The sequence below is a fragment of the Aminobacter sp. AP02 genome (genome assembly GCF_003148805.1).
GTDB lineage: Bacteria > Pseudomonadota > Alphaproteobacteria > Rhizobiales > Rhizobiaceae > Aminobacter.
Map to the genome: position 1 here is coordinate 1 of NZ_QGGX01000017.1, position 24,039 is coordinate 24,039.

Sequence of the window (24,039 nt, forward strand, 5' to 3'; positions counted from 1 at the left end):
ACGAGCCCACTCGACAAGCTCGGCCTGTTCAAGCCGGCGGAGATCGCGCCCGATGGCTGAGGCGTGCGCGCCTCCATTGAGGTCGCCGACATCTTTCGTGCTGCCGGGCATTTGAGCCTGCAACAGCTCAAGGTCATGTCGGCGATCGAACAATGTCGCACCGCAGCCCTTGGCGGTCATGTCGAGGCCTGCACAGACTGCGGCCATTGGCGGATCGCCTATAACTCATGCCGCAACCGGCATTGTCCCAAGTGCCAAGGCGCGGCGGCACGGACATGGCTCGCGGAGCGAGAAGCCGACCTGCTGCCGGTCGGCTACTTCCACGTCGTCTTCACGCTGCCGGCCGAGGTCGCCGATATCGCCTTCCACAACAAGACGCTGGTCTACGACCTTCTGTTCAAGGCGGCGTCGGAGACGATGCTGACCATCGCCACGGATCCGAAGCACCTCGGCGCGCGCATCGGCATCACCGCCGTGCTCCACATGACCCGGCATGGGATGATCCAGCCTTCAGCCGCGGGCACTCAGCCTCCGGCAACGGACCCACGCGTATCCATGATGATTGCTGGCGTCGACAGGCGAATGGCCGGACCAGCGCCGGGCCGACAACACCGCGCGATGGAGCAACGAAGCGGCCTGTCCGCATCCACCTCGCGCTTCCCATCGGCGGCCGCGCCAACGCCGGCATCGGCCGCAGATCGAAATTTCCATAGCCGTTGACTGTGGCCCGCGGGTTCCTTCCTCGGGGACTTTCGTACGCCTCCCGGCGCCCGAAACTCTTCACGACTGCGGACTGACAACTATCGGCAGCGAATGTTCACAAGCGGACCTTCACGTTGACGTGGCCACGTCGTGAGTTGAATGCGGCCTTCCGCGCAACGTCGGACGTTTTGGCTATCGCGCGCGCTGATCTGAAGCGATGCTGAAAGTCGGAAAGTGGCGTGCTGAAATGATGCCCCTGACCGCTGACAGGGTCCCGGAGGCGGCATTTGAAATAATTTGGAAACTCCAACCGACCGGTCGCCACTCGCACTGGATGCACATGGGAACGAACTAAACGCCACGGGTGGGAGGTCCCGTGGCGCTTGTCTGCTTGGACGTGGTGGCCGTGCCGACTAGTTCGGCTTCAACACGGTGGTCACGCGGTCTCGTTCGCCGTTCAATTGGATCGATACCCTGTCGCCGGCCTGGAGTGGCGGCAAGGCGACGTCGCGCGGCACCGTAAAGCTCTTGCCGTTCTCGAGCGTGATGACCCGTACGTTGTGGTTGTATTTGGCAACAACGCCGTCACTGGAGGATGCGAGTGCTGCGCCCGCGAGGAAGATGAGCGGTGAAGCAACGAGGAGGATTTTCTTCATTTGGGTGTACCTTCTATTTTTGAACAATGGATGGGCGTTACCCGGCATCGCTGGATGCCTGGATTGTCCACGCCAGTGTTTTTGGTGAAGATCTGACTTCGGTCCGAGGACCGGTGATGCGGGCCTGCAGCCTTGCTGCAAGCCGTTCGATTATCAGTTGAGCATTTCCGTCTCCTGTCTGGTTGGCGGCTTTCGAGCCGTTTTTAAGGCTGTTCTTTCCAGTCACTAGAAAGTCAAGCGTTGTGATGGACGACTGTTTCTGATGGCTTTGCCGGCAGAAATCTCGTCACCGGCGTCATGCTGGAGCGTACAGGTAGCGGGCGCATGCTCGACGGAAACTCCCTGAAAATCGGCGGAAAGCATCCTCGATCTGGCCTTTCGTCGTGAGGGATCGGGCGTGAATGATTCGCTTCAGAAGGCGATTGACCTTCCAGTCACTGGAAAATCTAGCGTTGTCGGAAATCATCCAGCGGCGTCATCACAGACGTCGCGCATTTCACTCGGCGGGGCCGTTTCACATGACTAGGAAGATCAGAATAATAGTGGCCGCAGCGGCGCTGAGTGGCGCCTCATGGTTCGCTTATCCCGATGGCGTACCAACGTATGTTGGGCAGGTTTTGGCGTCGGGCGAGATGAATCAGACTGCACCGACGCCTGCGCCGCCACAGGTGCCTGTGGCTGAAGTGGTCACCCGCGTACTCGCGCCGTCGTCGGAGTTTACCGGCGTGGTGACAGCCGCGAAGACCGTCGAACTCCGCCCTCGTGTCGGCGGAACGATCGAAGCGGTCAGCGTTCCCGAGGGCGGGCTGGTCGAGCGCGGTCAGGTGCTTTTCCAGATCGACCCCAGGCCGTTCGAAATCGCGCTCCAGAATGCGGAGGCCCAGCTGCGGCGGGCCGAAGTTCTGCTAACGCAGGCCAACACCGATCTCGACCGATCGAAGCGCCTGGTCCCGAGCGGGGCGATTGCCGAAAAGACCTTTGACGATGACGCCGCGCGCAAGCGGGAGCGGGAGGCTCAGGTCCAGGAAGCGAGGGCTGCAGTCGCCGCAGCGAGGCTTGACCTCTCCTACACGCGTGTCACCGCGCCGATCTCGGGGCGCGTCGACCGCGTGCTGGTGTCCGAAGGCAACCTTGTCACCGGCGCGTCAGGAGCGGCGACACTGCTCACCACCATCGTCTCCGTTGATCCCGTCCACGTCTATTTCGACATCGATGAGGCGACCTATCTGGGGTTCGGGGGCCAAGGCAGGCCCGAGGCCAAGGGGCGACCTGCATCCCAATTTCCCGTCGCCGTGGGCCTCACTGCGGAGAGCGGTTTCCCCCATGTCGGCCGGCTGGATTTTCTCGGCAATCGCGTCGACCGCACCACGGGAACCATCAGGGCCCGCGCCGTCCTCGACGATCCCCAGGGACAGCTGACACCCGGGCTGTTCGCGCGAGTGAAGCTCGCCACGAGCGCGGCCCGCGAGACCGTACTCATCGACGACCAGGCCATCGGGACCGACCAGGGGCGCCGTTATGTGCTGGTGTTGGGTGCCGGCGACATGGTCGAGTACCGGCCGGTCGAGCTGGGCGCGATGATCGAGGGTCTTCGTGTCGTCGAACACGGTCTCAGCCGCGGCGACTCGATCGTCATCAAGGGGCTCGTGCGGCCGGGCATGCAGGTGACGCCGAACCGGATCGCGATGGCGCCCGATCCAGGCTCGGCCATCGGCGGCACCCAGGAGGCGCGTCGATGAGCCTGCCCCATTTCTTCATCAATCGCCCGATCTTTGCGATCGTGCTGTCAGCTCTCATGCTGATCGCCGGTGCGATGGCTCTGTTCCGGCTCTCTCTGAGCGAATACCCGTCAGTCACCCCGCCGACCGTGCAGGTGACCGCAAGTTATCCCGGCGCCAACCCGCAGGTGATCGCCGAGACCGTGGCCTCGCCACTCGAACAGTCGATCAATGGCGTCGAGGGCATGCTCTATATGAGTTCGCAGGCCGCGACCGACGGTCGGATGACGCTCACCGTCACCTTCGCTCAGGGCACGGATCCGGATATGGCCCAGATCCAGGTGCAGAACCGCGTGTCGCGCGCCCTGCCACGCCTGCCGGAGGAAGTTCAGCGCATCGGCGTCGTTACCCAAAAGACGTCGCCCGACATCCTGATGGTGGTGCACCTTGTATCGCCAGACAAGCGCTATGATCCGCTCTACATCTCCAACTTCGCGACCCTCCAAATTCGCGATACGCTGGCCCGTCTGCCGGGGGTCGGCGACGTCATCATATGGGGCGCTGGCGAGTACGCCATGCGCGTCTGGCTGGACCCCACCAAAGTTTCTGCGCTTGGTCTGACGGCAGGGGACGTCGTCGCTGCCATTCGCGAACAAAACGTCCAGGTCGCAGCCGGCTCGCTTGGCCAGCAGCCGTCGGAGGCAGCCAGCTATGAGGTCACCGTCAGCACGGTGGGGCGGCTCACAAGCGAGGAGCAATTCGGCGAGATCGTCATCAAGACAGGCGATCACGGGCAGATCGTGCGCCTGCGCGATGTTGCGCGGATCGGTCTCGGTGCCGATGCCTATGCCCTGCGAAGCCTCCTCGACGGCGAGCCGGCCGTCGCGATGCAGATCATTCAACGACCCGGTGCAAATGCGCTGGACGTCTCCAACGCCGTGCACGCCGAGATGGAGCAGTTGAAACAGGGCTTTCCAGACGGCCTGGAATACCGGATTGCCTACGATCCGACCGTCTTCGTGAGCGCGTCCCTTGCCGCCGTTATGACGACGTTGCTCGAAGCGATCGTCCTCGTCGTTCTCGTCGTCGTCCTGTTCCTGCAGACGTGGCGTGCTTCCATCATTCCGTTGGTTGCCGTGCCGATATCGCTCGTGGGCACGCTGGCGGTGATGTATCTGTTGGGCTTCTCGCTCAACACCCTTTCGTTGTTCGGCCTGGTGCTGTCGATCGGCATCGTGGTCGACGACGCCATCGTCGTCGTCGAGAATGTCGAGCGGCATATCGGGCTCGGCGAAACGCCGAAGGAAGCGGCCCGCAAGGCGATGGACGAGGTCACCGCACCGATCATCGCAATCACCTCCGTTCTCGCAGCCGTGTTCATCCCTTCCGCCTTCTTGTCCGGCCTCCAGGGCGAATTCTACCGGCAGTTCGCGGTGACGATCGCCATCTCGACAGTGCTTTCGGCGATCAACTCGCTGACGCTATCGCCGGCATTGGCCGCCATGCTCTTGAAGCCGCACAACGCGGGAGCCGGCCGCGATTGGCTGACCCGTGCCATCGACTTCATGTTCGGAAGGTTCTTCGGCCTGTTCAACCGCTTCTTCGACCGAGCGTCGAATGCCTATGTCGGAACCGCGCGCCGCGCCATCCGCGTCAGCGGCGTGGTCTTCGTCATCTATGCGGGGCTGCTGGGTGCGACGTATTTCGGCTTTCAAAGCATCCCGAGCGGCTTCGTGCCTGCGCAGGACAAATATTATCTCGTCGGCATCGCACAGTTGCCCTCCGGCGCCTCTCTCGACCGTACCGAAGCCGTCGTCAAGGAGATGTCCAGGATTGCGCTGGCCGAGCCCGGTGTCGAAAGCATCGTCGCTTTTCCCGGCCTCTCGGTGAATGGCTTTGTCAACCTGCCCAATGCCGCCGTGGTCTTCGCAATGCTCGACCCCTTCGATCAGCGCAAGGATCCGTCGCTCTCGGCCAACGCCATCGCCGGACGACTGATGGGCAAATACAGCCAGATCCCGGACGGCTTCGTGGGCATCTTCCCGCCGCCGCCCGTCCCTGGGCTCGGCACGACAGGCGGCTTCAAGCTACAGGTCGAGGATCGCGCCGGCTTGGGTCTCGAGGCATTGGCCAAGGTACAGGGCGAGATCATGGCCAAGGCGTCCGCGGCACCTGAACTCGCCGGCATGATGGCGAGCTTCCAGGTCAATGCGCCTCAGGTCCATGTCGACCTCGATCGGGTCAAGGCAAAGACGCAGGACGTTCCGCTGACGGGGATCTTCGAGACCCTTCAAGTCAATCTCGGCTCGCTCTACGCGAACGACTTCAACCGCTTCGGCCGCACCTATCGCGTCATCGTGCAGGCCGATGCTCCCTTCCGCGCCCAGGTGGACGATATCGCGCGCCTGAAGGTTCGCAACGGCGCCGGCGAAATGGTGCCACTTGCGGCACTTGCCACCATCGCAACCAGTTCAGGCCCCGACCGTGTGATGCACTACAACGGCTATCCGTCGGTTGACATTACAGGAGGGCCTGCCGCCGGCTATTCGTCCGGGCAGGCAACGGCCGCAATTGAACGGATCATGAGCGAGACGCTGCCAGCCGGAATGGCCTTCGAATGGACCGACCTGACCTTCCAGGAAAAGCAGGCCGGCAACACTGCCATGATCGTGTTCCCGCTCGCAGTCCTGTTGGCGTTCCTGATCCTGGCGGCACAATACAACAGCTGGTCCTTGCCCTTTGCCGTGCTGCTGATTGCCCCGCTGGCTCTGCTCTCGGCCATCGTCGGCGTCTGGCTCTCCGGCGGCGACAACAACATCTTCACGCAGATCGCGTTTGTCGTCCTGGTCGGGCTTGCAGCCAAGAACGCCATCCTCATCGTCGAGTTCGCCCATGAGGAGGAAAAGAAGGGGCGAGATCCCCTGGCGGCAGTGCTCGAAGCCGCGCTCTTGCGCCTGAGACCAATCCTGATGACGTCGCTTGCCTTTATTGCCGGCGTTGTGCCGCTGGTCATCGCCACTGGCGCTGGCGCAGAAATGCGGCAGGCCATGGGCATGGCAGTTTTCGCCGGCATGCTCGGCGTTACAGTGTTCGGATTGGTGCTGACGCCGGTCTTCTACGTCGTGATCAGGCGGCTCGTGCTGCGGCGCGAGCGCAAAATGGGGGCGACGATGGCCGCCTCAGACAGCGATCTCGTTCATTAGGCATCTGGCAGTCAGACGGATCGTCTATGCCGCAGAAATGCGGCTGACAAAAACAGCTGGAGCGGCGGAACTGCATTTGTCACAATGCCCGCCGCTCTAATTTAGATGCTCAGTCTGGGCATTGGCTTAGCAGGCAATGCGCAAGACGACGCTCTTCCCGAACTCCATCAACCTGCGACCAAGCTCTGCGCACTCGCACTGTTCCTGCTATGATTGTCGAGGATCTGCGTCTTCGCAACCATGCGTTGCGCGCCTAACAGCCAAGGCAAGCCCCGCTTGGAAGCCATGAACCCCTACGACTGGCAAAAGCGTGAGCTGGTCCGTCTACATTTCTCCGTCGTCCGACAACCGCGACCTCCGGCGAGTCGTCAGCGATGGTCTACAACCAGGCTTAGGGCGCGGCGATCGACATTTGCGGGGACTTCTCTATGAGGCCGCGGTGGTCATCCTGACACGCAGCTCGATCGACAGTAGCCTGCGCACTTGGGGCAGCTCCGGGAGAGCATCGGCTTCAAACGGGCTGCCGTTGCCGTGGCCCGCAAACTGGCGGTGATAATGCATTCGATGCTCAAGACCGGTGAGTTCTTTGATCGAAATGCAGGCGCGACAGCATGAAATCTCGTGAATAGCGCTCAGGGTCTGAGCGCGTGGGGCGTCCCTGCCGGGACGTGAGCCGAGGCATCCGTTGACGCGGTTGCACCGCTGTCTCAGCAAAGTGCGTCGTCCACATTGAAGGCTCGTTCGCGAAGCTCCATCATGCGGCGACCGATGTCGACCGCGAAGACAACCATGCACCCGGCAAACATGCCTCAGAGATCGAAAAAGGCTTGACCGCAACTCAGCGATTAGACAACCGCATCAAACGCGGACTGGCAGCTTCCAGCCCCAGATCTGTGATTGCGGACGTTAAGGTCGGCGTGGGCATCGTCGCGACCTGACAGGGAGCAGACGACTGGGATATTTTGGTTTGTACGGTAAAAATCAGAAGGGTTTCCTGCCGTTCGACCTGTCGATGTATCGAGCGCATTCATATGTCCATTCTTAACTCATTCGCCGACCAATTTAAAGCGAAGTCACGTCCACTCTTAAGCAAGTGACCGTCAATCTCCAGCCACACAGTCAACACGCTGCCGAATGTGCTCGTCCGTGACTTCCGCCTTGCGCTTGCCGCATCGGTAACAAAGACAAGCGCCGCCGAAAGTACGTTCAACGAGATGGATCAGGTTCAAAGAGCGGCATCGAGGGCGGAACAATAACGGGTGTATGTCGCCGACCGTCGATCCAGGCATCCACCATGTCCGACCATTCCTGCATCATATGGCGGCGCGCAACTCGTATTCGGCCTCGTTGTAGACGCCTCGTGAAGAACGGCCGTCCTCATGCGCGAGGCATTCTTCGATCCAATCGCTGTTGAAGCCCAGTTCATTGAGCAGCGTCGAACCAGTTCGCCTCAGATCGTGCACGGTGAAAGGCTCAAGGGGCATACCGTCCTTCTTCGCCTGCTCGACGACCAAGTAAGTGATCCGGTTAAACGTGGCCCGCGACATTGGCGCGCCAGCATCGTAGCGTGATGGCAGGACATAACGAGAGTTACCAGCGCAGGTCTTCAGCGCGATGAAAATGTCGAGCATTTGACGCGACAGGTAGACATTATGCGCCTTGGACCGTTTCATGCGCTCCTTCGGGATCGACCAGACGGCGTTTCCGAAATCTACCTCGTCCCAGGTCGCATCCTGAAGCTCGCTCTTTCGAACCATCGTGAGCAGAAAGAGCTTCATCCCCAGGCGGATGGTCGGAAGGGTTGCGATCTTCTCCAAGGTCTTCAACATCACACGGATCTCGGCCGGCGAAAGCGAGCGATCGCGTGGCACAAAATGGGCGATCGATGCGGGGCCGACATCGTCCGCGGGGTAGAAACCTTCTCCCCGTGCAGGATGGCAAAGCCAAAGATCTGTTTGAGGATATCGCGAACGTGGATTGCGGTTGCCGGCGCCCCGCGCTCGACGATTTTTGCACAATGCGCACGTAGGTCGTCGGGCGTGATTTCGGTGAGCAGGCGGTTTCGCCAGACCGGCAACAGGTCACGCTCGAAGGATGAGCGGCGCATCGTGCGTGTGCTCTCCGCCATGGGCGCACCTTCCAGCCACTTCGCGCCGAACTCGCCAAAGCTCTTCGCTTCCTCAAACTCATTTTTATTCAATGAGTTAGGTGTCTAAAAGTACCTCACGACCCTCATTGCCCGTGACGGTACTTTCGAAAATCGGGGAAATCAATATGGGGGAGGTCCGTCTGCCGCCCGTCGATTGCTATCGACAGGCGGTGACAGAATTTATTTTTTATTTCAATTAGTTAGATCGCATCGTTGCGTATTTTTGGATGCGCTCGGATGGGCCTGAATCATTCCCACTCGATCGTGCCCGGCGGCTTGGACGTAACGTCGTAGACGACACGGTTGATGCCGCGCACCTCGTTGATGATGCGGGTGGCGGCGGCGCCGAGGAAGTTCATGTCGTAGTGGTAGAAATCGGCGGTCATGCCGTCGACCGACGTCACTGCACGCAGCGCGCAGACGAATTCGTAAGTACGGCCGTCACCCATGACGCCGACCGTCTGCACCGGCAACAGAACGGCGAAGGCCTGCCAGATGGCATCGTAGAGGCCGGCCTTGCGGATCTCGTCGAGATAGATCGCATCGGCCTGGCGCAGGATGTCGAGCTTTTCGCGGGTCACGCCGCCCGGGCAGCGGATGGCGAGGCCCGGTCCGGGGAATGGATGGCGGCCGATGAAGCTGTCGGGCAGGCCGAGCTCCTTGCCAAGCACCCGCACCTCGTCCTTGAACAGCTCGCGCAACGGCTCGACCAGCTTCATGTTCATGCGGTCGGGCAGACCGCCGACATTGTGGTGCGACTTGATGGTGACCGAAGGACCGCCGGTGAAGGATACGCTTTCGATGACGTCGGGGTAGAGCGTGCCCTGGGCGAGGAAATCTGCGCCGCCGAGCTTCTTGGCCTCTTCCTCGAATACCTCGATGAAAAGGCGCCCAATGGTCTTGCGCTTGGTTTCCGGGTCAGCCTGGCCTTCGAGCGCATCGATGAAGCGGTCGGCGGCATCTACGAGGATCAGCGGCAGATTGTAGTGCTCGCGGAACATGGCGACGACATCGGCCGCCTCGTTCTGCCGCATCAGGCCGTGATCGACGAGGATGCAGGTGAGCTGGTCGCCGACAGCCTCGTGGATGAGCAGCGCCGCGACCGAGGAATCGACGCCGCCCGAAAGCGCGCAGATGACCTTCTTGTCGCCGACCTGCTTGCGGATCGCCTCGACGGCATGCTCACGATAGGCACGCATGGTCCAGTCGCTCTCGATGCCGGCGATCTTGTGGACGAAATTGCGCAGTAGTTTTGCGCCGTCGGGCGTGTGCACGACCTCGGGGTGGAACTGCACGGCGTAGAAATTGCGGGCTTCGTCCGCGATGGCAGCGAAAGGTGCGCCGTTGGAGGTGCCGATGACGCGGAAGCCAGCGGGAATTTGAGTGACGCGGTCGCCGTGGCTCATCCACACCTGGTGGCGGGTGCCCTTGGCCCAGACGCCGTCGAACAGCGGACTGTCGTCCTGGATTTCGAGATAGGCGCGGCCGAATTCGCGGTGGTGGCCAGCCTCGACCTTGCCGCCCAGCTGGGCGCACATGGTCTGCTCTCCATAGCAGATACCGAGCACCGGAACGCCGGCGCTGAAGACGGCTTCAGGGGCGCGCGGACTGCCGATGTCGACGGTGGAGTGAGGGCTGCCGGAGAGGATCACCGCCTTGGGGCTGATCCGCTTGAAGGCCTCGGCGGCCGACTGGAAGGGCACGATCTCGGAATAGACCCCGGCCTCGCGGACGCGACGCGCGATCAGCTGCGTCACCTGGCTGCCGAAGTCGATAATGAGGACGGTTTCAGGGTGCTCGGAGTTCTTCATGGCGGGCGTTTAAAGAAAGATTCGAGTCTGCGCAATGGGTTGGTGCGCATGGCTGCCTGTGCGAATTCGCATCTTCATGCAAGGCTGAGACGCTCGTCAACGATTTGAGCCGTCGCCGAGCCTGCGCAACGCTTGCATGAGAGCCTCGAAGCTACCCTGCCCCAGCCTTTCGCGGTAGCCACTTTCAATCTCGAGCTTGATGCGGTCGCCGTCGCGAAGTGCTGCCAATCCAAGTGCGGTGTAGTGCACAAGCTTGCCACGCTTGTCGTCTGGATCGGCCAGGCGTTCGATCACGCCTTCGGCTTCGAGGCCATCGAGAAGCTGCTGCACCGCCTGCTTGGAGATGCCGGCGCGCTCGATCAGGGCGGACTGGCGGGTGCCACGGCGCGGTATATGACCGAGCAGACCCGCGCGGCTTTCACTGAACCAGACGTGGCCGGCCGTCCGCATGGCCGCGGCAAACTCGGCCTGCCAGGCGCGACTTGCCTGCCAGAGTCGCCAGCCGAGATGGTCCGGCAAGGGCTCTTCCGTATTTTCGTCAAGCTGCTTGACCATTTTTCCATTCGCGCATAACGTCAAGATACTTGACGATCTTGATAGCGAATGGAGACGACGATGGCAATTCTCGATCAAGTTACCCTGGCGGTACTGATACCGGGCACAACCCATGTGCTCGACCGTAACGGCAAGGAGGCATACGTCTATTTCGAACAAGGCGAAACAGCGCACATGCTGCTCGAAGACGGCGAGACCCGGAAGGGCGTGTGGAAACTCGCGGACGGCGGATATGTGGTCGACTGGGACAATGGTGCGGTCGGGCGGTGGAAAATCGACCACGAGGCCGGTGCGGCCACCTATATCAACAGGGATCGCGACGTCAGGGTGAGGCTGATCGGCGTCCTGTTCGGCAACGCCAAGGACCTGCCGCGCGCGGCGCTGTAACAAAGGATGGTCGCCCAAGGGACAACCATCCTTTATTTCGTCAGGCGAGTTCTTCGTCGCGCTGGGCAACAAAGACCAGCACAAGCAGAATGGTGATGAAGAAACGGAAGGCGTCGGGAACGCCGTTCCATGTCTTCGACATCCACATGCCGAACCATTCGCCACCTACCGACATGAAGCCGACCTGCCAGACGAGGAAGCCGAGCGTCAGGCCGGCAATCGACAGCGTCTTGGAGGCATTGAAGCTGCGCGCATCATTGCGAAGGTTCGTGGCGAGGCGATACGCCCCGATCCAGCACAGGATGGCGGTCAAGGATTCGGCGGCGATGATCAGAAGGTAGAACAGGTTGTGAAGCGTTGGACTGGTGATCGCGCGGTACTTGATGGCCGCGTCGGGGAAGATCGTGTCCATGCTCATAACATGCTGCACGAAGGCGAAATTGGTGCCGTAGTCGGTCAGATTGCCGAAGGCGACAAGGGTGGAAAACAAGGCCGTGGCGGCAACCGCGGCCGTCTTGGATATGCGGATGATCATCATTTCGTAGGCTACTCCTGAAAAAGCGCGTGCACGCCTCGACGCTGCCACCCCCACGCGACCGAGCAGAATGCTCGGATCAAGCAAAGGCATCAGCGTCGATGAGCGTGCACGACCAGGCGCCGCATACATCAAACAACTTGGCAAAGCTCATGACAAAAGAGCGCAGTCGCAGCCGGAGCGGTTGCTAGAATGCTAGTTCGCCGCTGGTTATCGCCTGGCCCAGCAGGCGCACGGCATGCGCCAGCTTCTCATCGACGACATGGAGGTATTCTGTCCAGTCATCGACATGGCCGATGTCGGTGGCCCCATCGGAGATGCCGCGCAGCGCGATGAGCGGCACGGAAAACATCTGGCAGGCGCGCAGCACGGCAAAGGTCTCCATGTCGACCATGTCTTGTGCAATCGCGTCGTAGCCGGCGCCTGAGATGACAGCGCCGCCGGTCGACAGGCTTGCCTCTTTCACGCCAGGAATTTTCAACGGCAATGTCACGGTGACCGGCAAGTCGAGGAACGGTGTCGCACCTTTTTCGAAACCGAGCGCGGATGCGTCCATGTCGCGATAGCTGACCGAGACGGCCTGATAGACTTCCGTCTGTTCGAGCTTGCGGCTGCCGGCGGATCCAAGGCAGACAACGAGATCGGGCAGGTAGTTGGAGGCAGCGAGCAGCGCAAGTTCACCAGCGACCCTGACGCCTGCTTCAACCGGCCCGACACCCGTCATGACGGGGACGAACAGCTTTTGCAGGTGCGGTCCATATTCGGCATCGGCCGCCATGACAAACAGCACGTTGCGACCGGCGAACTGCGTAACGTCGGGCATGTTGTCAGCCCTCGATACCGTCGCGGCCGGCAATGGCCATCATGGTGCCGGTCATGGTGGCGATCAGCTTGGCCTCGCCGTCGGACGAAATCGCATAGGCCTGGCCGTCGGCGACAACGATGGTGCGGCCGGGCTTGGTGACCGAGCCGCGAAACAGGAATCGCTCGCCCTTGCCGGGCGCCAGAAGATTGACCTTGAACTCGATGGTAAGCACGCTCGAGCTTTCGGGCATGAGCGAAAACGCTGCATAGCCGCAGGCGGAATCAAGGGCCGTCGAAATGACGCCGGCATGCAGAAAACCGTGCTGCTGGGTCAGCTGGTCCGAATATGGCATCTCAATCTCGATGATGCCTGGTGTGACAAGGGTGAGTTCGGCACCAATGGTCCGCATCACGCTTTGGCGCGCGAAGGAAGCCCTGACACGCTCGTCATAATCAGGTGCGGGTACGATCTTGGCAGCCATTTGCAATGTCCTCTTGCCATTGCTTATCGCAAAGCCGGCAAATGCAGGCAATCGGAAATGCTGCAATGCAAAATCATATCAGTTGAGCCACCAGATCGAAGCATTGAGCAGCGTGGCAAAAGCGACCCAAGCCGCATAAGGCGCAAACAGCCAGGCAGCGACGCCATCGACTTTTCGCGCTGTCGCCATGAAACCCAAGATGGCAACGAGCAACGCGACAATGACCAGCAAAGCGAGACCTGTTTGCTGCAGGCCAAAAAAAGTCGGCGACCACAAGAAATTGAGCACAAGCTGGCCGATCCACACCCGCATGGCGACACCGCCGGCATCTGCCAGCCAGACGCGCCAACCGGCGACGGCGACGAGGATGTAAAGGACGGACCAGACCGGACCAAAGATCCAGTTTGGCGGGTTGAAGAAGGGCTTTGCGAGCCCGGCATACCATTCGCCCGGCAATGTCAGGTAGCCGATAAGCGACCCGCCGCCCAGAACGATCACGATGAAAGCAAGTAAAGCGACGTATCTATTCATCCACCCTCCAGCAATGCGAGCCCGATATGGACAACGCATCTGGAGGCAACTGGTTGCACATTTTGCTCCACACCAGATGGAGCAAAATCATCTACCGGCGGATTAGGCAGCCCGGCGCATGGCGGCGAAGTAAAAGCCGTCTGTACCGCTTCTGGCCGGCGTCAGCGACAGACCCTGTGCGCCAAAGCGCACCGCGCCCTCGCGTCCGGGGAACCTTGCCTGCCATAGCGCGCGATGATCGATCGCCGCAAAGCTCTTGTCGCGATCCAGGAACGCCGTGACCTGGTCAGCGTTTTCCTCGTCGAAAACCGAGCATGTGATGTAGACCATCAGGCCGCCCGGCTTCACATAGGCGCTGGCGGTATCGAGGATCGCCGACTGCTCGGCTTTGCGGACGTCGAGCTGCCTCTGAGTGAGACGCCATTTGGCGTCGGGCCGGCGGCGCCACGTGCCGCTGCCGGTGCAAGGCGCATCGATCAAGACGAGATCCATGTGACCGGTGAGTCCGGAAAGTTCCGATGGCTTGGTGACAACTTGGACATTGCGGTTATCCGACCGGCGCAGACGATCGAACATCGGCGCCAGGCGCGACTTTTCCGAATCGTGGGCGAATATCTGGCCGCGATTTTCCATCGACGCCGACAGAGCCAAAGTCTTGCCCCCGGCACCAGCGCAATAGTCGAGCACCTGCATGCCAGGTGTAGCGCCGGCGAGTTCGGCGGCAAGCTGCGACCCCTCGTCCTGGATCTCGAACCAGCCCTTCTGGAACGCCGGCTCGGCCTGGACATTGGGATGGCGGCCGCTGCCGTCGATCGGCGGAATACGCACGCCATGCGGGGCGAGCGCCATCGGCGCTGCCTGGGTGCCTTCGAGTTCGCCGATGACACGGGCGCGGTCGGCCTTGAGCGTATTGGCGCGGATATCCAGCGGCGGACGTGCTGCCAGAGCCGCACCTTCGGCCACCCAGTCGCTGCCGAAAGCGCGCTCGAGCAGCGGCGCGCACCAATCGGGCGAATCAGCGCGGACAACGTCAGGCGCATCGGTGAGCTTGCGTTCGGCGATGGCCTTGAGCTCTTCGGCACTCAGCGGCTCCGGCGCGAACTTGTCGCCTTCGAGCGTCTGGTTGAGTGCTTCGGCCGACTGATCCCACTCAAGCAGCAAGGCGCCGAAGCCGAGCGCACGTGACGTATCCTCGCCAACGAGCCAGGCAGCGGAGCGCTTGCGGCGCAGCGCGTCATAGACAATGTTGCCGATCGCGGCGCGGTCGCCTGCCCCGGCAAAGCGATGCGAAAGCCCCCAATCCTTGAGTGCATCCGCGGCGGGCCGATGCCGCCTCTCGATATCGTCGAGTACCTCGATGGCCGCAGCCAGTCTTCCGCCAAGTCGCATGTTCGGTGTTCCGTTTTCGGTTGACCCGTATCAGGCCTAGCTAAACAGCGAAGACGGTTTGCACAAGCACCGGCAGAAGCTTGCAGGGTAAAAACATCCCCCGAACGGGTCAGGCATGAAACAGGCGCGGATTGCTCCGCGCCTGCCTCGTTCGTTTGATTCCGAATTGTTATTCTGCCGCCTGCCACGTCTCGCCAAGGTCGAAGCGGTCAGCGTTCATCACCTTGGTCCACGCCGCCACGAAGTGCTTCACGAATTTTTCATTGGCGTCCGAGCTGCCGTAAACTTCAGCAAGAGCGCGCAGCTGCGAGTGCGAACCGAAGATCAGGTCAGCGCGCGTGGCGTACCACTTGACCTCGTTCGTTTTCCTGTCGCGTCCCTCGAACACGTCCCTGGCTTCCGAGACCGCCTTCCATTCCGTGCCCATGTCGAGCAGGTTGACGAAGAAGTCGTTGGTCAGGGTTTCGGGCTGCGTTGTGAAGACACCATGCGCGGACTCGTCAGTATTGGCACCAAGCACGCGCAGGCCGCCGACCAGCACCGTCATCTCGGGCGCCGTCAGCGTCAGCAGCTGCGCCCGATCCACCAAGGACTCCTCGGGCGACAAGCGCTGCCTGCCACTGAGATAATTGCGGAAACCATCAGCGGCCGGCTCGAGCGGGGCGAAGGAGTCGACATCGGTCTGCTCCTGCGAGGCGTCCATGCGGCCCGGCGTGAACGGCACCTTGACGTTTTGTCCCGCGTCATTCGCGGCCTTCTCGATCGCAGCGACGCCACCGAGAACGATCAGGTCGGCAAGCGAGACTTTCTTGTTGCCGGTCTGCGAAGCGTTGAACTCCTTCTGGATCGTTTCGAGTTTTGCGAGAACCGACGCCAGCTGGGCGGGCTGGTTTACTTCCCAGTCCTTTTGGGGGCTGAGACGAATGCGCGCGCCATTTGCACCGCCGCGCTTGTCGGAACCACGGAACGTCGAAGCCGAAGCCCAGGCCGTCGAGACCAGCTGCGACACCGAGGGCACCGCTGCGAGTATCTTGGCCTTCAGGGCCTCAACGTCCTGCTCATCGACCAGAACATGATCGACCGCAGGGATCGGGTCCTGCCACAGCAGCTCTTCCTTGGGCACGAGCGGGCCGAGATAGCGCGCGATCGGACCCATGTCGCGATGTGTGAGCTTGTACCATGCTCGCGCGAAGGCATCGGCGAACTGATCGGGGTTCTCGAAGAAGCGCCGCGAGATCTTTTCGTATGCAGGATCGGCCCGCAAGGCGATGTCGCTGGTAAGCATCGACGGTGCGTGACGCTTCGAGGGGTCATGCGCATCCGGCACGGTGCCGGCGCCCATGCCGTGCTTGGGTGTCCACTGATGGGCACCGGCCGGGCTCTTGGTCAGTTCCCACTCGTAGCCGAGCAGGTTCCAGAAGAAGTTGCCGCTCCATTTCGTCGGCGTCGTGGTCCAGGTGACTTCAAGACCGCTGCCGATCGTGTCGCCGCCCTTGCCGGTGCCAAAGCTGCTCTTCCAGCCGAGGCCCTGCTGCTCGATATCGGCGGCTTCAGGTTCCGCGCCGACCAGCGAGGCATCGCCGGCGCCGTGGGTCTTGCCGAAGGTGTGGCCACCAGCGATGAGGGCTACGGTCTCCTCGTCGTTCATCGCCATGCGCGCGAAGGTCTCGCGGATGTCGCGTGCGGATGCGAGCGGATCGGGGGTGCCGTTCGGCCCTTCAGGGTTGACGTAGATCAGGCCCATCTGGACTGCGGCGAGCGGGTTAGCGAGATCGCGGTCGCCGCTGTAGCGCTCGTCGGCCAGCCATTTGCCTTCCGAGCCCCAGTAGATGTCTTCTTCAGGCTCCCAGACATCCGCGCGCCCACCGGCGAAACCGAAGGTCTTGAAGCCCATCGATTCCAGCGCGACGTTGCCGGCGAGGATCATCAGGTCGGCCCATGAGATCTTGCGGCCGTACTTCTGCTTGATCGGCCACAACAGCCGGCGCGCCTTGTCGAGGTTGACGTTGTCTGGCCAGCTGTTGAGCGGCGCGAAACGCTGCTGTCCGGCTCCCGCACCGCCGCGGCCGTCGCCGATGCGATAGGTGCCCGCGCTGTGCCATGCCATGCGAATGAAAAGCGGCCCGTAGTGGCCGAAGTCGGCTGGCCACCAATCCTGCGAGTCCGTCATCAGGGCATGAAGATCCTGGATCACGGCATTCAGGTCGAGGCTCTCGAATTCCTTCGCGTAATCAAATGCTTCGCCCATCGGATCGGACAGGCCGGAATGCTGGTGCAGAACCTTCAGGTCCAGCTGGTTCGGCCACCAGTCACGATTGGTTCTACCGGCAGAGCCGTGCGCGACCGGGCATTTGCCCTCGCTCTTGTCAGTTGCGTCCATGTTCATCTCCGAACGTAGTAATGTCGATGTGATTGCGGTCTGTAGGCCAGATCCGGCCGGAGCAAGCAGCTCTACAGCCGGGCCGGGTAGCGCTCGCCAGCCGCGAGTGATTTGTGATCGTCCGGCGCACCTGCTCTGGTGGTCGTCGTCGGTTTTGTCATGGCTTGCGCCTCCCTCAAGGATCGTACTCGCTAGACCGTCCAGGCAGCAAAAAGGCTGCTGCCCGATTGGAACTATTCCAGTCTAGGACGCGATTATGATAAAGCCAAATTGCCTTTTCTGACAATCTTGATAACTTGTGATTATGATCCGCCTCACAATCCGACAGATGGAATATTTCGCAGCACTGGCCCAGACGCTGCATTTTGGCCGCGCGGCCGAATTCGCCGGTGTCAGCCAGCCGGCCCTATCGGCGCAGATCGCCGAGATGGAAGAGCGGCTGGGATGCACGCTGTTCGAACGTGGCGGCAAGGCGGTGCGCCTGACCGAAGATGCGTTGGAGCTGCAGCCACGGATCGAGAATATTCTGGCCGAAATTCGCGAGGTCGAATCGACCGCCCGGCGTGGCAGGGTGGCGATGGAGGGACGTCTGCGGCTCGGCATCATCCCGACGGTGGCACCTTACCTTTTGCCGCACGTCCTGCCGGCTCTGAAGCGCGAATACCCCAAGCTCAGGCTGGAGCTGCGCGAGGCCATCACGGGGTCGCTTGCCGAGGATGCGCTGAACGGCCGTATCGACGCCTTTGTCGCCGCCCTGCCCCTCGACTATCCCGGCCTGACGTCGCAGGAGCTGTTTTCGGATCGTTTCTATCTGGCGGTGCCCGCCGACGACCCGGATTTCGTCTCACCGCCGGTGCCGCCGGAAAGCCCCGCGCTGGAACGGCTGATGCTTCTCGAAGAAGGCCACTGCCTGCGCGAACAGGCGCTCGCCGTGTGTGGCAGTGTCAAGCCGGTGGCGATGGCCAACTATGGCGCGACCAGCCTGACTACTTTGCTGCAGATGGTGGCGCATGGGCTTGGCGTGACGTTGATACCGGAGATGGCGTCAGGGCCGGCTCATGACCAGCGCGACCTGAAGATCGTGCCGTTCGCCGAACCCGTGCCGGAGCGCCGCATCTGCCTTGCCTGGCGCCGCAACAGCCCCAGGCACAATGAGTGCATCGAGCTTGCGCGGATTATCCGCGGACTGCAGCCGCTATTGCGGCATTGAACTCGGACAGCACCGCATCATCGGCCGCGCTGCGGGTTTTGCGCGATTGCACCAGGCACGCCTGCGAGCGCAGGATGACGCCGTCCGACAGGATCTTCAGATGATTGGCGCGCAGCGTCGAGCCGGTCGAGGTAATGTCGACAATGACATCGGCCGAGCCGGCAGCCGGAGCGCCCTCGGTGGCGCCGAGGCTTTCGACGATGCGGTAGACCTGAATGCCGTGCATTTGGGAAAAGAACTGCTGGGTCAGCCGCCAGTATTTGGTGGCGATACGCAGGCGCCGACCGTGGCGCTGGCGGAAATCGGCCGCGACATCGTCGAGATCGGCCATGGTGTCGACGTCGAGCCAGATGTCGGGCACGGCAACAACGACATCGGCGTGGCCGAAGCCCAGTCGGGCGACGATCTCGGCCTTGCTCTCCCAATCGGCGAGGTTTTCGCGGATCAGGTCCTCGCCCGTGATGCCGAGATCGACATTGCCCTGGCCGATCTCGCCCGAGATTTCGGAGGCCGACAGAAAGGCGATCTCGATATCCGCCCTGCCCTCGATCGAGGCGCGGTAACGCCTGCTGTCATCGGGCAGGGTGACGGCGAAACCAGCCTTGGCCAACACGTCGAGCGCCTGCTCCTTGAGCCGGCCCTTGGAAGGGAGTGCGATCGATATCGCCATCAGTTGGTCTCCCTCAGGGCTTCGATACGGTCGAGCCAGACGGAGAAGCCGACGCCGGGAATGGGCTTTGCCGCGCCGAGCAACGTCAGCAGACGGTCGTAGCGGCCGCCACCGGCCAACGGGCGCTCGGCGTCAGGACCGGAAATCTCGAAGACGAGGCCGGTGTAATAGTCGAGCGGGCGACCGAAGGCCGCGTCATAGCGCACGGAGTTGGCGGCGAGGCCATGGTCGGCAACGGCCTTGGCCCGGGCAGCGAAATTGTCGATCGCAGAACCCAGCGTGAGCCCGGCGCCGGCGGCGAATTCCTTGAGCGCTGCGGGTGCCTCGTCGAGCGCAACGTCGATGGCAAGGAAGCGCTCGAGCGCCTCGAAGGCGTCGCTTGACAGACGTACACTGCGCAGCTCGGCCTTTTCGATGAGACGGCGGGCGATGTCATTGGGCGTGCGGCCGGCGGAAGGCGACAGGCCTGCCTGCTCCATGCCGGTAGCTATATGCGCTGCCAGGGCGTCGCGGTCGCCGTCCGCTACCAATGAAGCAACTGGTTCGCTCAAGGCCGAGGTGCGCGTGGGTGCTGCGAGATCGCCAAGTGCCGCAGCCAGAAGCTCAGCCGAGCCGAAGGCGCGGGCAAGGCGCATGCGCCAGCCGCGCGGCAGGCCAAGGGCCGCCAGCACCGCCTCGAAGATCGCCTGGTCGCCGAGCGTGACGGTGAGGTCATGGCCGGGCAGGCAAAGCGACAGCAGCGCGTACGCGTCGGCCACCGAACGCGCGTCGGCCACCGCCGTGTCGGTGTCGCCCAGATCCTCGACGCCGGCCTGGAAGAATTCGTTGCCGCCTTCGCGGCGCTGGCGGAATACCTCACCGAGATAGGAATAGCGGCGCGGCGTGCCGGACTGGGTGTGGATGTGGTCGAGACAGACCGGAATGGTGAATTCCGGCCGCAAGCAAAGCGACGCCCCCGTCTCACTTTCGGTCAGGAAGATGCGGCGGCGCAAATCCTCGCCGGCCATGTCGAGGAACGGGTCGGCCGGCTGCAGCACCGGCACGTCGACCGCATCGGCCCCGCGCGCGGCGAAGAGTTTCAGGATATCGGACGCGATGGCCGGGTAACGCGCGTTCATGGCCTAAGGAACTCCATGAAAGGGGTGCGCTGCCCCTCACCCTTACCCTCTCCCCGTAAACGGGGCGAGGGGGGCGTCAGCGTTCCAGCCATCCTCCTTCTCCCCGTTCCACGGGGAGAAGGTCCCGGCAGGGGGATGAGGGGCAGCGCGGACCGCTGCATGCATTCGCTAGCCACGGCCGCGCTCTTCTGCCTGAGCGGCCAGGATCTTCTTCACTTCATCAACGAGGCCTGCCTCGGGCACGGTGATTTGTGCCGGACGTGCGGCGCGCCACTCGGCATTATCAGTGATTTCGGCCGACAGGCGCGCGCCCTCGATCAGGTCCTTGATCTGGAGTTCGCCACGGGCGCGCTCGTCGCCGCCCTGGATGATGACCACAGGCGAGCCACGGCGGTCGGCATATTTGATCTGCGCCTTCATGCCGGCGCCGCCGAGATACATTTCGGCGCGGATTTTTGCCGCGCGCAACTCGGCGACCATCTTCTGATAGCGGCCGAGGCTTTCGGTGTCCTTGTCCATGACCAAAACGACGACCGGCGCGATGACATCAGAGGTGTCGAGCTTGCCGAGGTTCTTCAGCGCCGTCATCAGGCGCGAAACGCCGATGGAGAAGCCGGTAGCCGGCACGGGCTCGCCACGGAAACGCGAGACGAGGCCGTCATAACGGCCGCCGCCGCCAACCGAGCCAAAGCGCACGACCTGGCCGTCGTCATTGGGAATTTCAGCCAGCAGCTCGGCCTCGTAGACAGGCCCGGTGTAATATTCGAGCCCACGCACGACCGACGGGTCGATCTTGATGCGGCCATCGTCATAGCCTGCAGCTGCGACCAAAGAGCCGATCTGCGCCAGCTCGTCGACACCTTCGGTGCCACGAACATTGCCGGAAACGATGGCCTTGAGATTCGCAGCAGTGGAGTCGGAATTGGCAGCACCAGCTTCGGTAAAGGCGATGACGGTGTTGATCGCCGCGTCATCCAGCCCCGCACCCTTGGTAAAGTCGCCCTCGCCTTCAGCACCTCCGTCCCAGCGGCCCTTGCCGAGCAGGAGCTTAACGCCCTCGGGGCCGAACTTGTCGAGCTTGTCGATGGCGCGCAAAACAGTTAGGCGGCGGTTGGCGTTCTCGTCGCCGCCGAGGCCGATGGCCTCGAGCACGCCGTCGAGCACCTTGCGGTTGTTGACGCGGATGACATAGTCGCCGCGCTTGATGCCGAGCGCTTCCATGACGTCAGCCATCATCATGGTCATCTCGGCATCGGCCGCGACACCCGGTGTGCCAACAGTGTCGGCGTCGAACTGCATGAACTGGCGGAAGCGGCCGGGACCGGGCTTTTCGTTGCGGAAAACCCAGCCGGAGCGGTAGCTGCGATAGGGTTTGGGCAGCTTCTCGTAGTTTTCGGCGACGAAGCGCGCGGTCGGCGCGGTCAGGTCGTAGCGCAGCGACAGCCACTGCTCGTCGTCGTCCTGGAAGGAAAAGACGCCCTCGTTGGGGCGGTCCTGGTCGGGCAAGAACTTGCCGAGCGCATCGGTGTATTCGATCAGCGGCTGCTCGACCGGTTCGAAGCCGTATAGTTCATAGACCTCGCGGATCGCGACCATCATCTTCTCGACCGCACGGATGTCGTCCGCGCCACGGTCGACGAAGCCACGAGGCAGCCGCGCTTTCATCTTTTCCGATTTGTCGGCCATGGTCGAGATTCCGCTATTTTCCAGATGTTTTGGCCGCGATCACGGCGCGGCGTGTCGTAACCGAAATGGGATGGAGCGGCAAGCGTTTGGCGCGGTGAGCGGCTACTGGGCTGAAAACAAAGCTCGGTCGCAAAGCGTTACCCCCACCCCTAACCCCTCCCCACAAGGGGGAGGGGGACCCTTCAGTACGGCCTTCTCGCACCAACTTTCGAAGACTTTGATGTAGCGGCGGCGCTGGCATTCCCCTCCCCCTTGTGGGGAGGGGTTAGGGGTGGGGGTGCTTTTTTCTACTAACCCGGCCGCTTGAACGCCTTGCGTTCGGCCTCGACCTTGCTCCGGCACATGCAGCCTTCGATATGGTCGTTGACCAGCCCCATCGCCTGCATGAAGGCATAGACGGTCGTTGGTCCGACAAAGCTCCAGCCACGCTTCTTCAGTTCCTTGGAAATGCGCGTCGAGGTCGGCGTCGTCGGATTGGCGATCAGCGTGGGATAGTCGACCACCTCAGGCCGCTCCTGCTCACCCGGCTCGAACTTCCAGAACCAGGCAGCGAGCGAGCCAGCCTCATCGGCCAATGCGCGGGCGCGCCTGGCGTTGTTGATGGTCGAGACGATCTTGCCGCGATGGCGCACGATGCCAGGATTGCCCAGCAGCCGCTCGATGTCGGTCTCGCCGTATTCGGCGACACGGTCGAAGTCGAAGCCGGAAAACGCCTCGCGGAAATTGTCGCGCTTGCGCAAGATGGTCAGCCACGACAGGCCGGACTGGAAACCTTCAAGGCAAACCTTTTCGAACAGCCTGTTATCGTCCGCAACCGGCCGACCCCACTCATTATCGTGGTAGTGCAGATAGTCTGGCAGCACGCCCGGCCAGAAGCAGCGCGTCGCGCCGTCAGCCCCCAACATCAGCCCAGTCTTTTTCTCTTCCATCACAAATCCGTTCGTTAACAGCGACAAGCGCTGATTTACTGGTGCTTTACCAGACTCCTGAACCGGCCGGTAACCACACCAAAAGGTTTCCTGACAATCTCGCATTTTACGCAACCCGATTCACGTTTCGGTGGGTAGGCACAGACAACATGACCCCGAACCGGGGAGCGGGCAGTGCCCTGCCCTCGCGGCGACGATCGAGTTGAGAGTGCGTCCATGAACAGACCTCTGATCCTTCTGGCCTCGGTAGCCATGCTGGCCGAGTTGGTTTCGCCGGCAATGGCCTATGACCGCTACGCCGAGCGGCCCCCTGTGGTGGTGAGCCCCGACCTCTCGGCACCCTGGGTGCTGCAGCTCGGCCGCAAACCCGGCGAAGTGATGCCCAGTCAACAGCGCCAGCAACGCGCCCAGCAGCCGGTCAAGCCCGCCGCACCGCGCTCCGTCCAGCGGCGTCAGGCCCAGCCCGACCGCGTACAAACAGCCGCGCTGCGCGCGCCCGAAAAGCGCACGGTCAAGCCGCAGATCAATCCGATCTACCTGCCCCAGACGGTTGCCTACGAGGGCGGCGAAAAGCCGGGCACCATCATCATCGATACCAACGAGAACTTCCTCTATCACGTGCAGGAGGATGGCCAGGCGCGCCGCTACGGCGTCGGCACCGGCAAGCCGGGCTTCGAATGGTCCGGCACGCACAAGGTGACGTCGAAGCGCGAATGGCCGGATTGGCGTCCGCCGGCGGAGATGATCGCGCGCGAACGCGCCAAGGGCCGCGTGTTGCCTGCAATGATGACAGGCGGCCCGGATAACCCGCTCGGCGCCCGCGCGCTCTATCTAGGATCGACGCTCTACCGCATCCACGGCACCAACCAGCCCTGGACGATCGGCGGGGCCGTGTCATCGGGCTGCATCCGCATGCGAAACGAAGACGTCATGGAACTCTACGAAAAGGTCTCGGTCGGCACCAAGGTCGTCGTCAGGTAATCACGGTTACGGGGGCGGAACCTGTCCCTAGACATGGTTCCCAAGCAAAAGGGCAGCGTGGCGGAAGATCGCGCTGCCCTTTTCGCTTTTCCGGAAACACGAACCCGATCGCCCGGCTCGATCTCTTGGGAAAAATTGTTTAA

18 protein-coding genes and 3 pseudogenes are annotated in these 24,039 nt (G+C 62.2%); 7 read left to right on the forward strand and 14 right to left on the reverse strand.

Features of this window, described 5'->3' with window-relative positions:
* Nucleotides 1-63: 63 nt before the first annotated feature.
* A pseudogene (locus C8K44_RS20170) lies at nt 64-483 on the forward strand (transposase zinc-binding domain-containing protein); the annotation flags it as partial.
* A 632-nt stretch (nt 484-1,115) separates the two neighbouring features.
* Here the strand turns inward: C8K44_RS20170 and C8K44_RS20175 are convergent.
* A complete protein-coding gene (locus C8K44_RS20175) occupies nt 1,116-1,358 on the reverse strand; it encodes a DUF1344 domain-containing protein (protein WP_109577571.1) in 243 nt (80 codons plus the stop codon).
* A gap of 518 nt (nt 1,359-1,876) precedes the next feature.
* On the opposite strand from C8K44_RS20175, the gene C8K44_RS20180 reads away from it, so the two are divergent.
* From C8K44_RS20180 to C8K44_RS20190, 3 genes and pseudogenes are all read left to right on the forward strand, one after another.
* Nucleotides 1,877-3,097: an efflux RND transporter periplasmic adaptor subunit gene (locus tag C8K44_RS20180; protein ID WP_109577572.1), complete on the forward strand. Its 1,221-nt coding sequence runs from the start codon at nt 1,877-1,879 to the stop codon at nt 3,095-3,097.
* Nucleotides 3,094-6,279, forward strand: coding sequence for an efflux RND transporter permease subunit (locus C8K44_RS20185; protein WP_109577573.1), 3,186 nt, complete (start codon nt 3,094-3,096; stop codon nt 6,277-6,279). The genes C8K44_RS20180 and C8K44_RS20185 overlap by 4 nt, the downstream gene beginning before the upstream one ends.
* A gap of 397 nt (nt 6,280-6,676) precedes the next feature.
* A pseudogene (locus C8K44_RS20190) lies at nt 6,677-6,894 on the forward strand (IS110 family transposase); the annotation flags it as partial.
* A gap of 591 nt (nt 6,895-7,485) precedes the next feature.
* Here C8K44_RS20190 and C8K44_RS20195 read toward each other — a convergent pair.
* From C8K44_RS20195 to C8K44_RS20205, 3 genes and pseudogenes are all read right to left on the reverse strand, one after another.
* Nucleotides 7,486-8,461 (reverse strand): annotated as a pseudogene (locus C8K44_RS20195) (site-specific integrase); the annotation flags it as partial.
* A gap of 215 nt (nt 8,462-8,676) precedes the next feature.
* Nucleotides 8,677-10,239 carry a glutamine-hydrolyzing GMP synthase gene (guaA, locus tag C8K44_RS20200; protein WP_109577574.1) on the reverse strand — a complete coding sequence of 521 codons (1,563 nt, stop codon included), beginning with the start codon at nt 10,237-10,239 and terminating at the stop codon, nt 8,677-8,679.
* A gap of 96 nt (nt 10,240-10,335) precedes the next feature.
* On the reverse strand, nt 10,336-10,794 hold the full coding sequence (locus C8K44_RS20205; RefSeq protein WP_109577575.1) for a MarR family winged helix-turn-helix transcriptional regulator: 459 nt from the start codon (nt 10,792-10,794) through the stop codon (nt 10,336-10,338).
* Nucleotides 10,795-10,854: 60 nt separating this feature from the next.
* On the opposite strand from C8K44_RS20205, the gene C8K44_RS20210 reads away from it, so the two are divergent.
* A complete protein-coding gene (locus C8K44_RS20210; protein ID WP_109577667.1) occupies nt 10,855-11,181 on the forward strand; it encodes a hypothetical protein in 327 nt (108 codons plus the stop codon).
* A 40-nt stretch (nt 11,182-11,221) separates the two neighbouring features.
* Here the strand turns inward: C8K44_RS20210 and C8K44_RS20215 are convergent, their stop codons facing one another.
* From C8K44_RS20215 to katG, 6 genes are all read right to left on the reverse strand, one after another.
* A complete protein-coding gene (locus C8K44_RS20215; RefSeq protein ID WP_109577668.1) occupies nt 11,222-11,719 on the reverse strand; it encodes a DUF2165 domain-containing protein in 498 nt (165 codons plus the stop codon).
* Between the two features lie 184 nt (nt 11,720-11,903).
* Entirely contained in the window at nt 11,904-12,539 is a 636-nt protein-coding gene (locus C8K44_RS20220; protein WP_109577576.1) for a 5'-methylthioadenosine/S-adenosylhomocysteine nucleosidase, read from the reverse strand.
* A 4-nt stretch (nt 12,540-12,543) separates the two neighbouring features.
* Nucleotides 12,544-13,002 carry a PaaI family thioesterase gene (locus C8K44_RS20225; RefSeq protein ID WP_109577577.1) on the reverse strand — a complete coding sequence of 153 codons (459 nt, stop codon included), beginning with the start codon at nt 13,000-13,002 and terminating at the stop codon, nt 12,544-12,546.
* Between the two features lie 78 nt (nt 13,003-13,080).
* Nucleotides 13,081-13,533 (reverse strand): TspO/MBR family protein, encoded by a 453-nt coding sequence (locus tag C8K44_RS20230; RefSeq protein WP_109577578.1) that lies wholly within the window; start codon nt 13,531-13,533, stop codon nt 13,081-13,083.
* A gap of 102 nt (nt 13,534-13,635) precedes the next feature.
* Nucleotides 13,636-14,922, reverse strand: a complete 1,287-nt coding sequence (locus tag C8K44_RS20235; RefSeq protein ID WP_109577579.1) for an RsmB/NOP family class I SAM-dependent RNA methyltransferase — start codon at nt 14,920-14,922, stop codon at nt 13,636-13,638.
* Nucleotides 14,923-15,091: 169 nt separating this feature from the next.
* Nucleotides 15,092-17,302, reverse strand: a complete 2,211-nt coding sequence (gene katG / locus C8K44_RS20240; RefSeq protein WP_109577669.1) for a catalase/peroxidase HPI — start codon at nt 17,300-17,302, stop codon at nt 15,092-15,094.
* Nucleotides 17,303-17,606: 304 nt separating this feature from the next.
* On the opposite strand from katG, the gene C8K44_RS20245 reads away from it, so the two are divergent.
* Nucleotides 17,607-18,512: a hydrogen peroxide-inducible genes activator gene (locus C8K44_RS20245; protein WP_109577580.1), complete on the forward strand. Its 906-nt coding sequence runs from the start codon at nt 17,607-17,609 to the stop codon at nt 18,510-18,512.
* Here C8K44_RS20245 and hisG read toward each other — a convergent pair.
* The 4 genes from hisG to C8K44_RS20265 form a co-directional block, all read right to left on the reverse strand.
* Complete coding sequence (hisG, locus tag C8K44_RS20250) at nt 18,478-19,182, reverse strand: ATP phosphoribosyltransferase (protein WP_109577581.1); 705 nt, start codon at nt 19,180-19,182, stop codon at nt 18,478-18,480. The two genes, C8K44_RS20245 and hisG, sit on opposite strands and share 35 nt — an antisense overlap.
* Entirely contained in the window at nt 19,182-20,300 is a 1,119-nt protein-coding gene (locus C8K44_RS20255) for an ATP phosphoribosyltransferase regulatory subunit (RefSeq protein ID WP_109577582.1), read from the reverse strand. Before C8K44_RS20255 ends, hisG begins: the two co-directional genes overlap by 1 nt.
* A 168-nt stretch (nt 20,301-20,468) precedes the next feature.
* Complete coding sequence (hisS, locus tag C8K44_RS20260; RefSeq protein ID WP_109577583.1) at nt 20,469-21,986, reverse strand: histidine--tRNA ligase; 1,518 nt, start codon at nt 21,984-21,986, stop codon at nt 20,469-20,471.
* Between the two features lie 290 nt (nt 21,987-22,276).
* Nucleotides 22,277-22,915: a DNA-3-methyladenine glycosylase I gene (locus C8K44_RS20265; RefSeq protein WP_109577584.1), complete on the reverse strand. Its 639-nt coding sequence runs from the start codon at nt 22,913-22,915 to the stop codon at nt 22,277-22,279.
* A gap of 216 nt (nt 22,916-23,131) precedes the next feature.
* On the opposite strand from C8K44_RS20265, the gene C8K44_RS20270 reads away from it, so the two are divergent.
* Complete coding sequence (locus tag C8K44_RS20270; protein ID WP_109577585.1) at nt 23,132-23,896, forward strand: L,D-transpeptidase; 765 nt, start codon at nt 23,132-23,134, stop codon at nt 23,894-23,896.
* Nucleotides 23,897-24,039 lie beyond the last annotated feature (143 nt).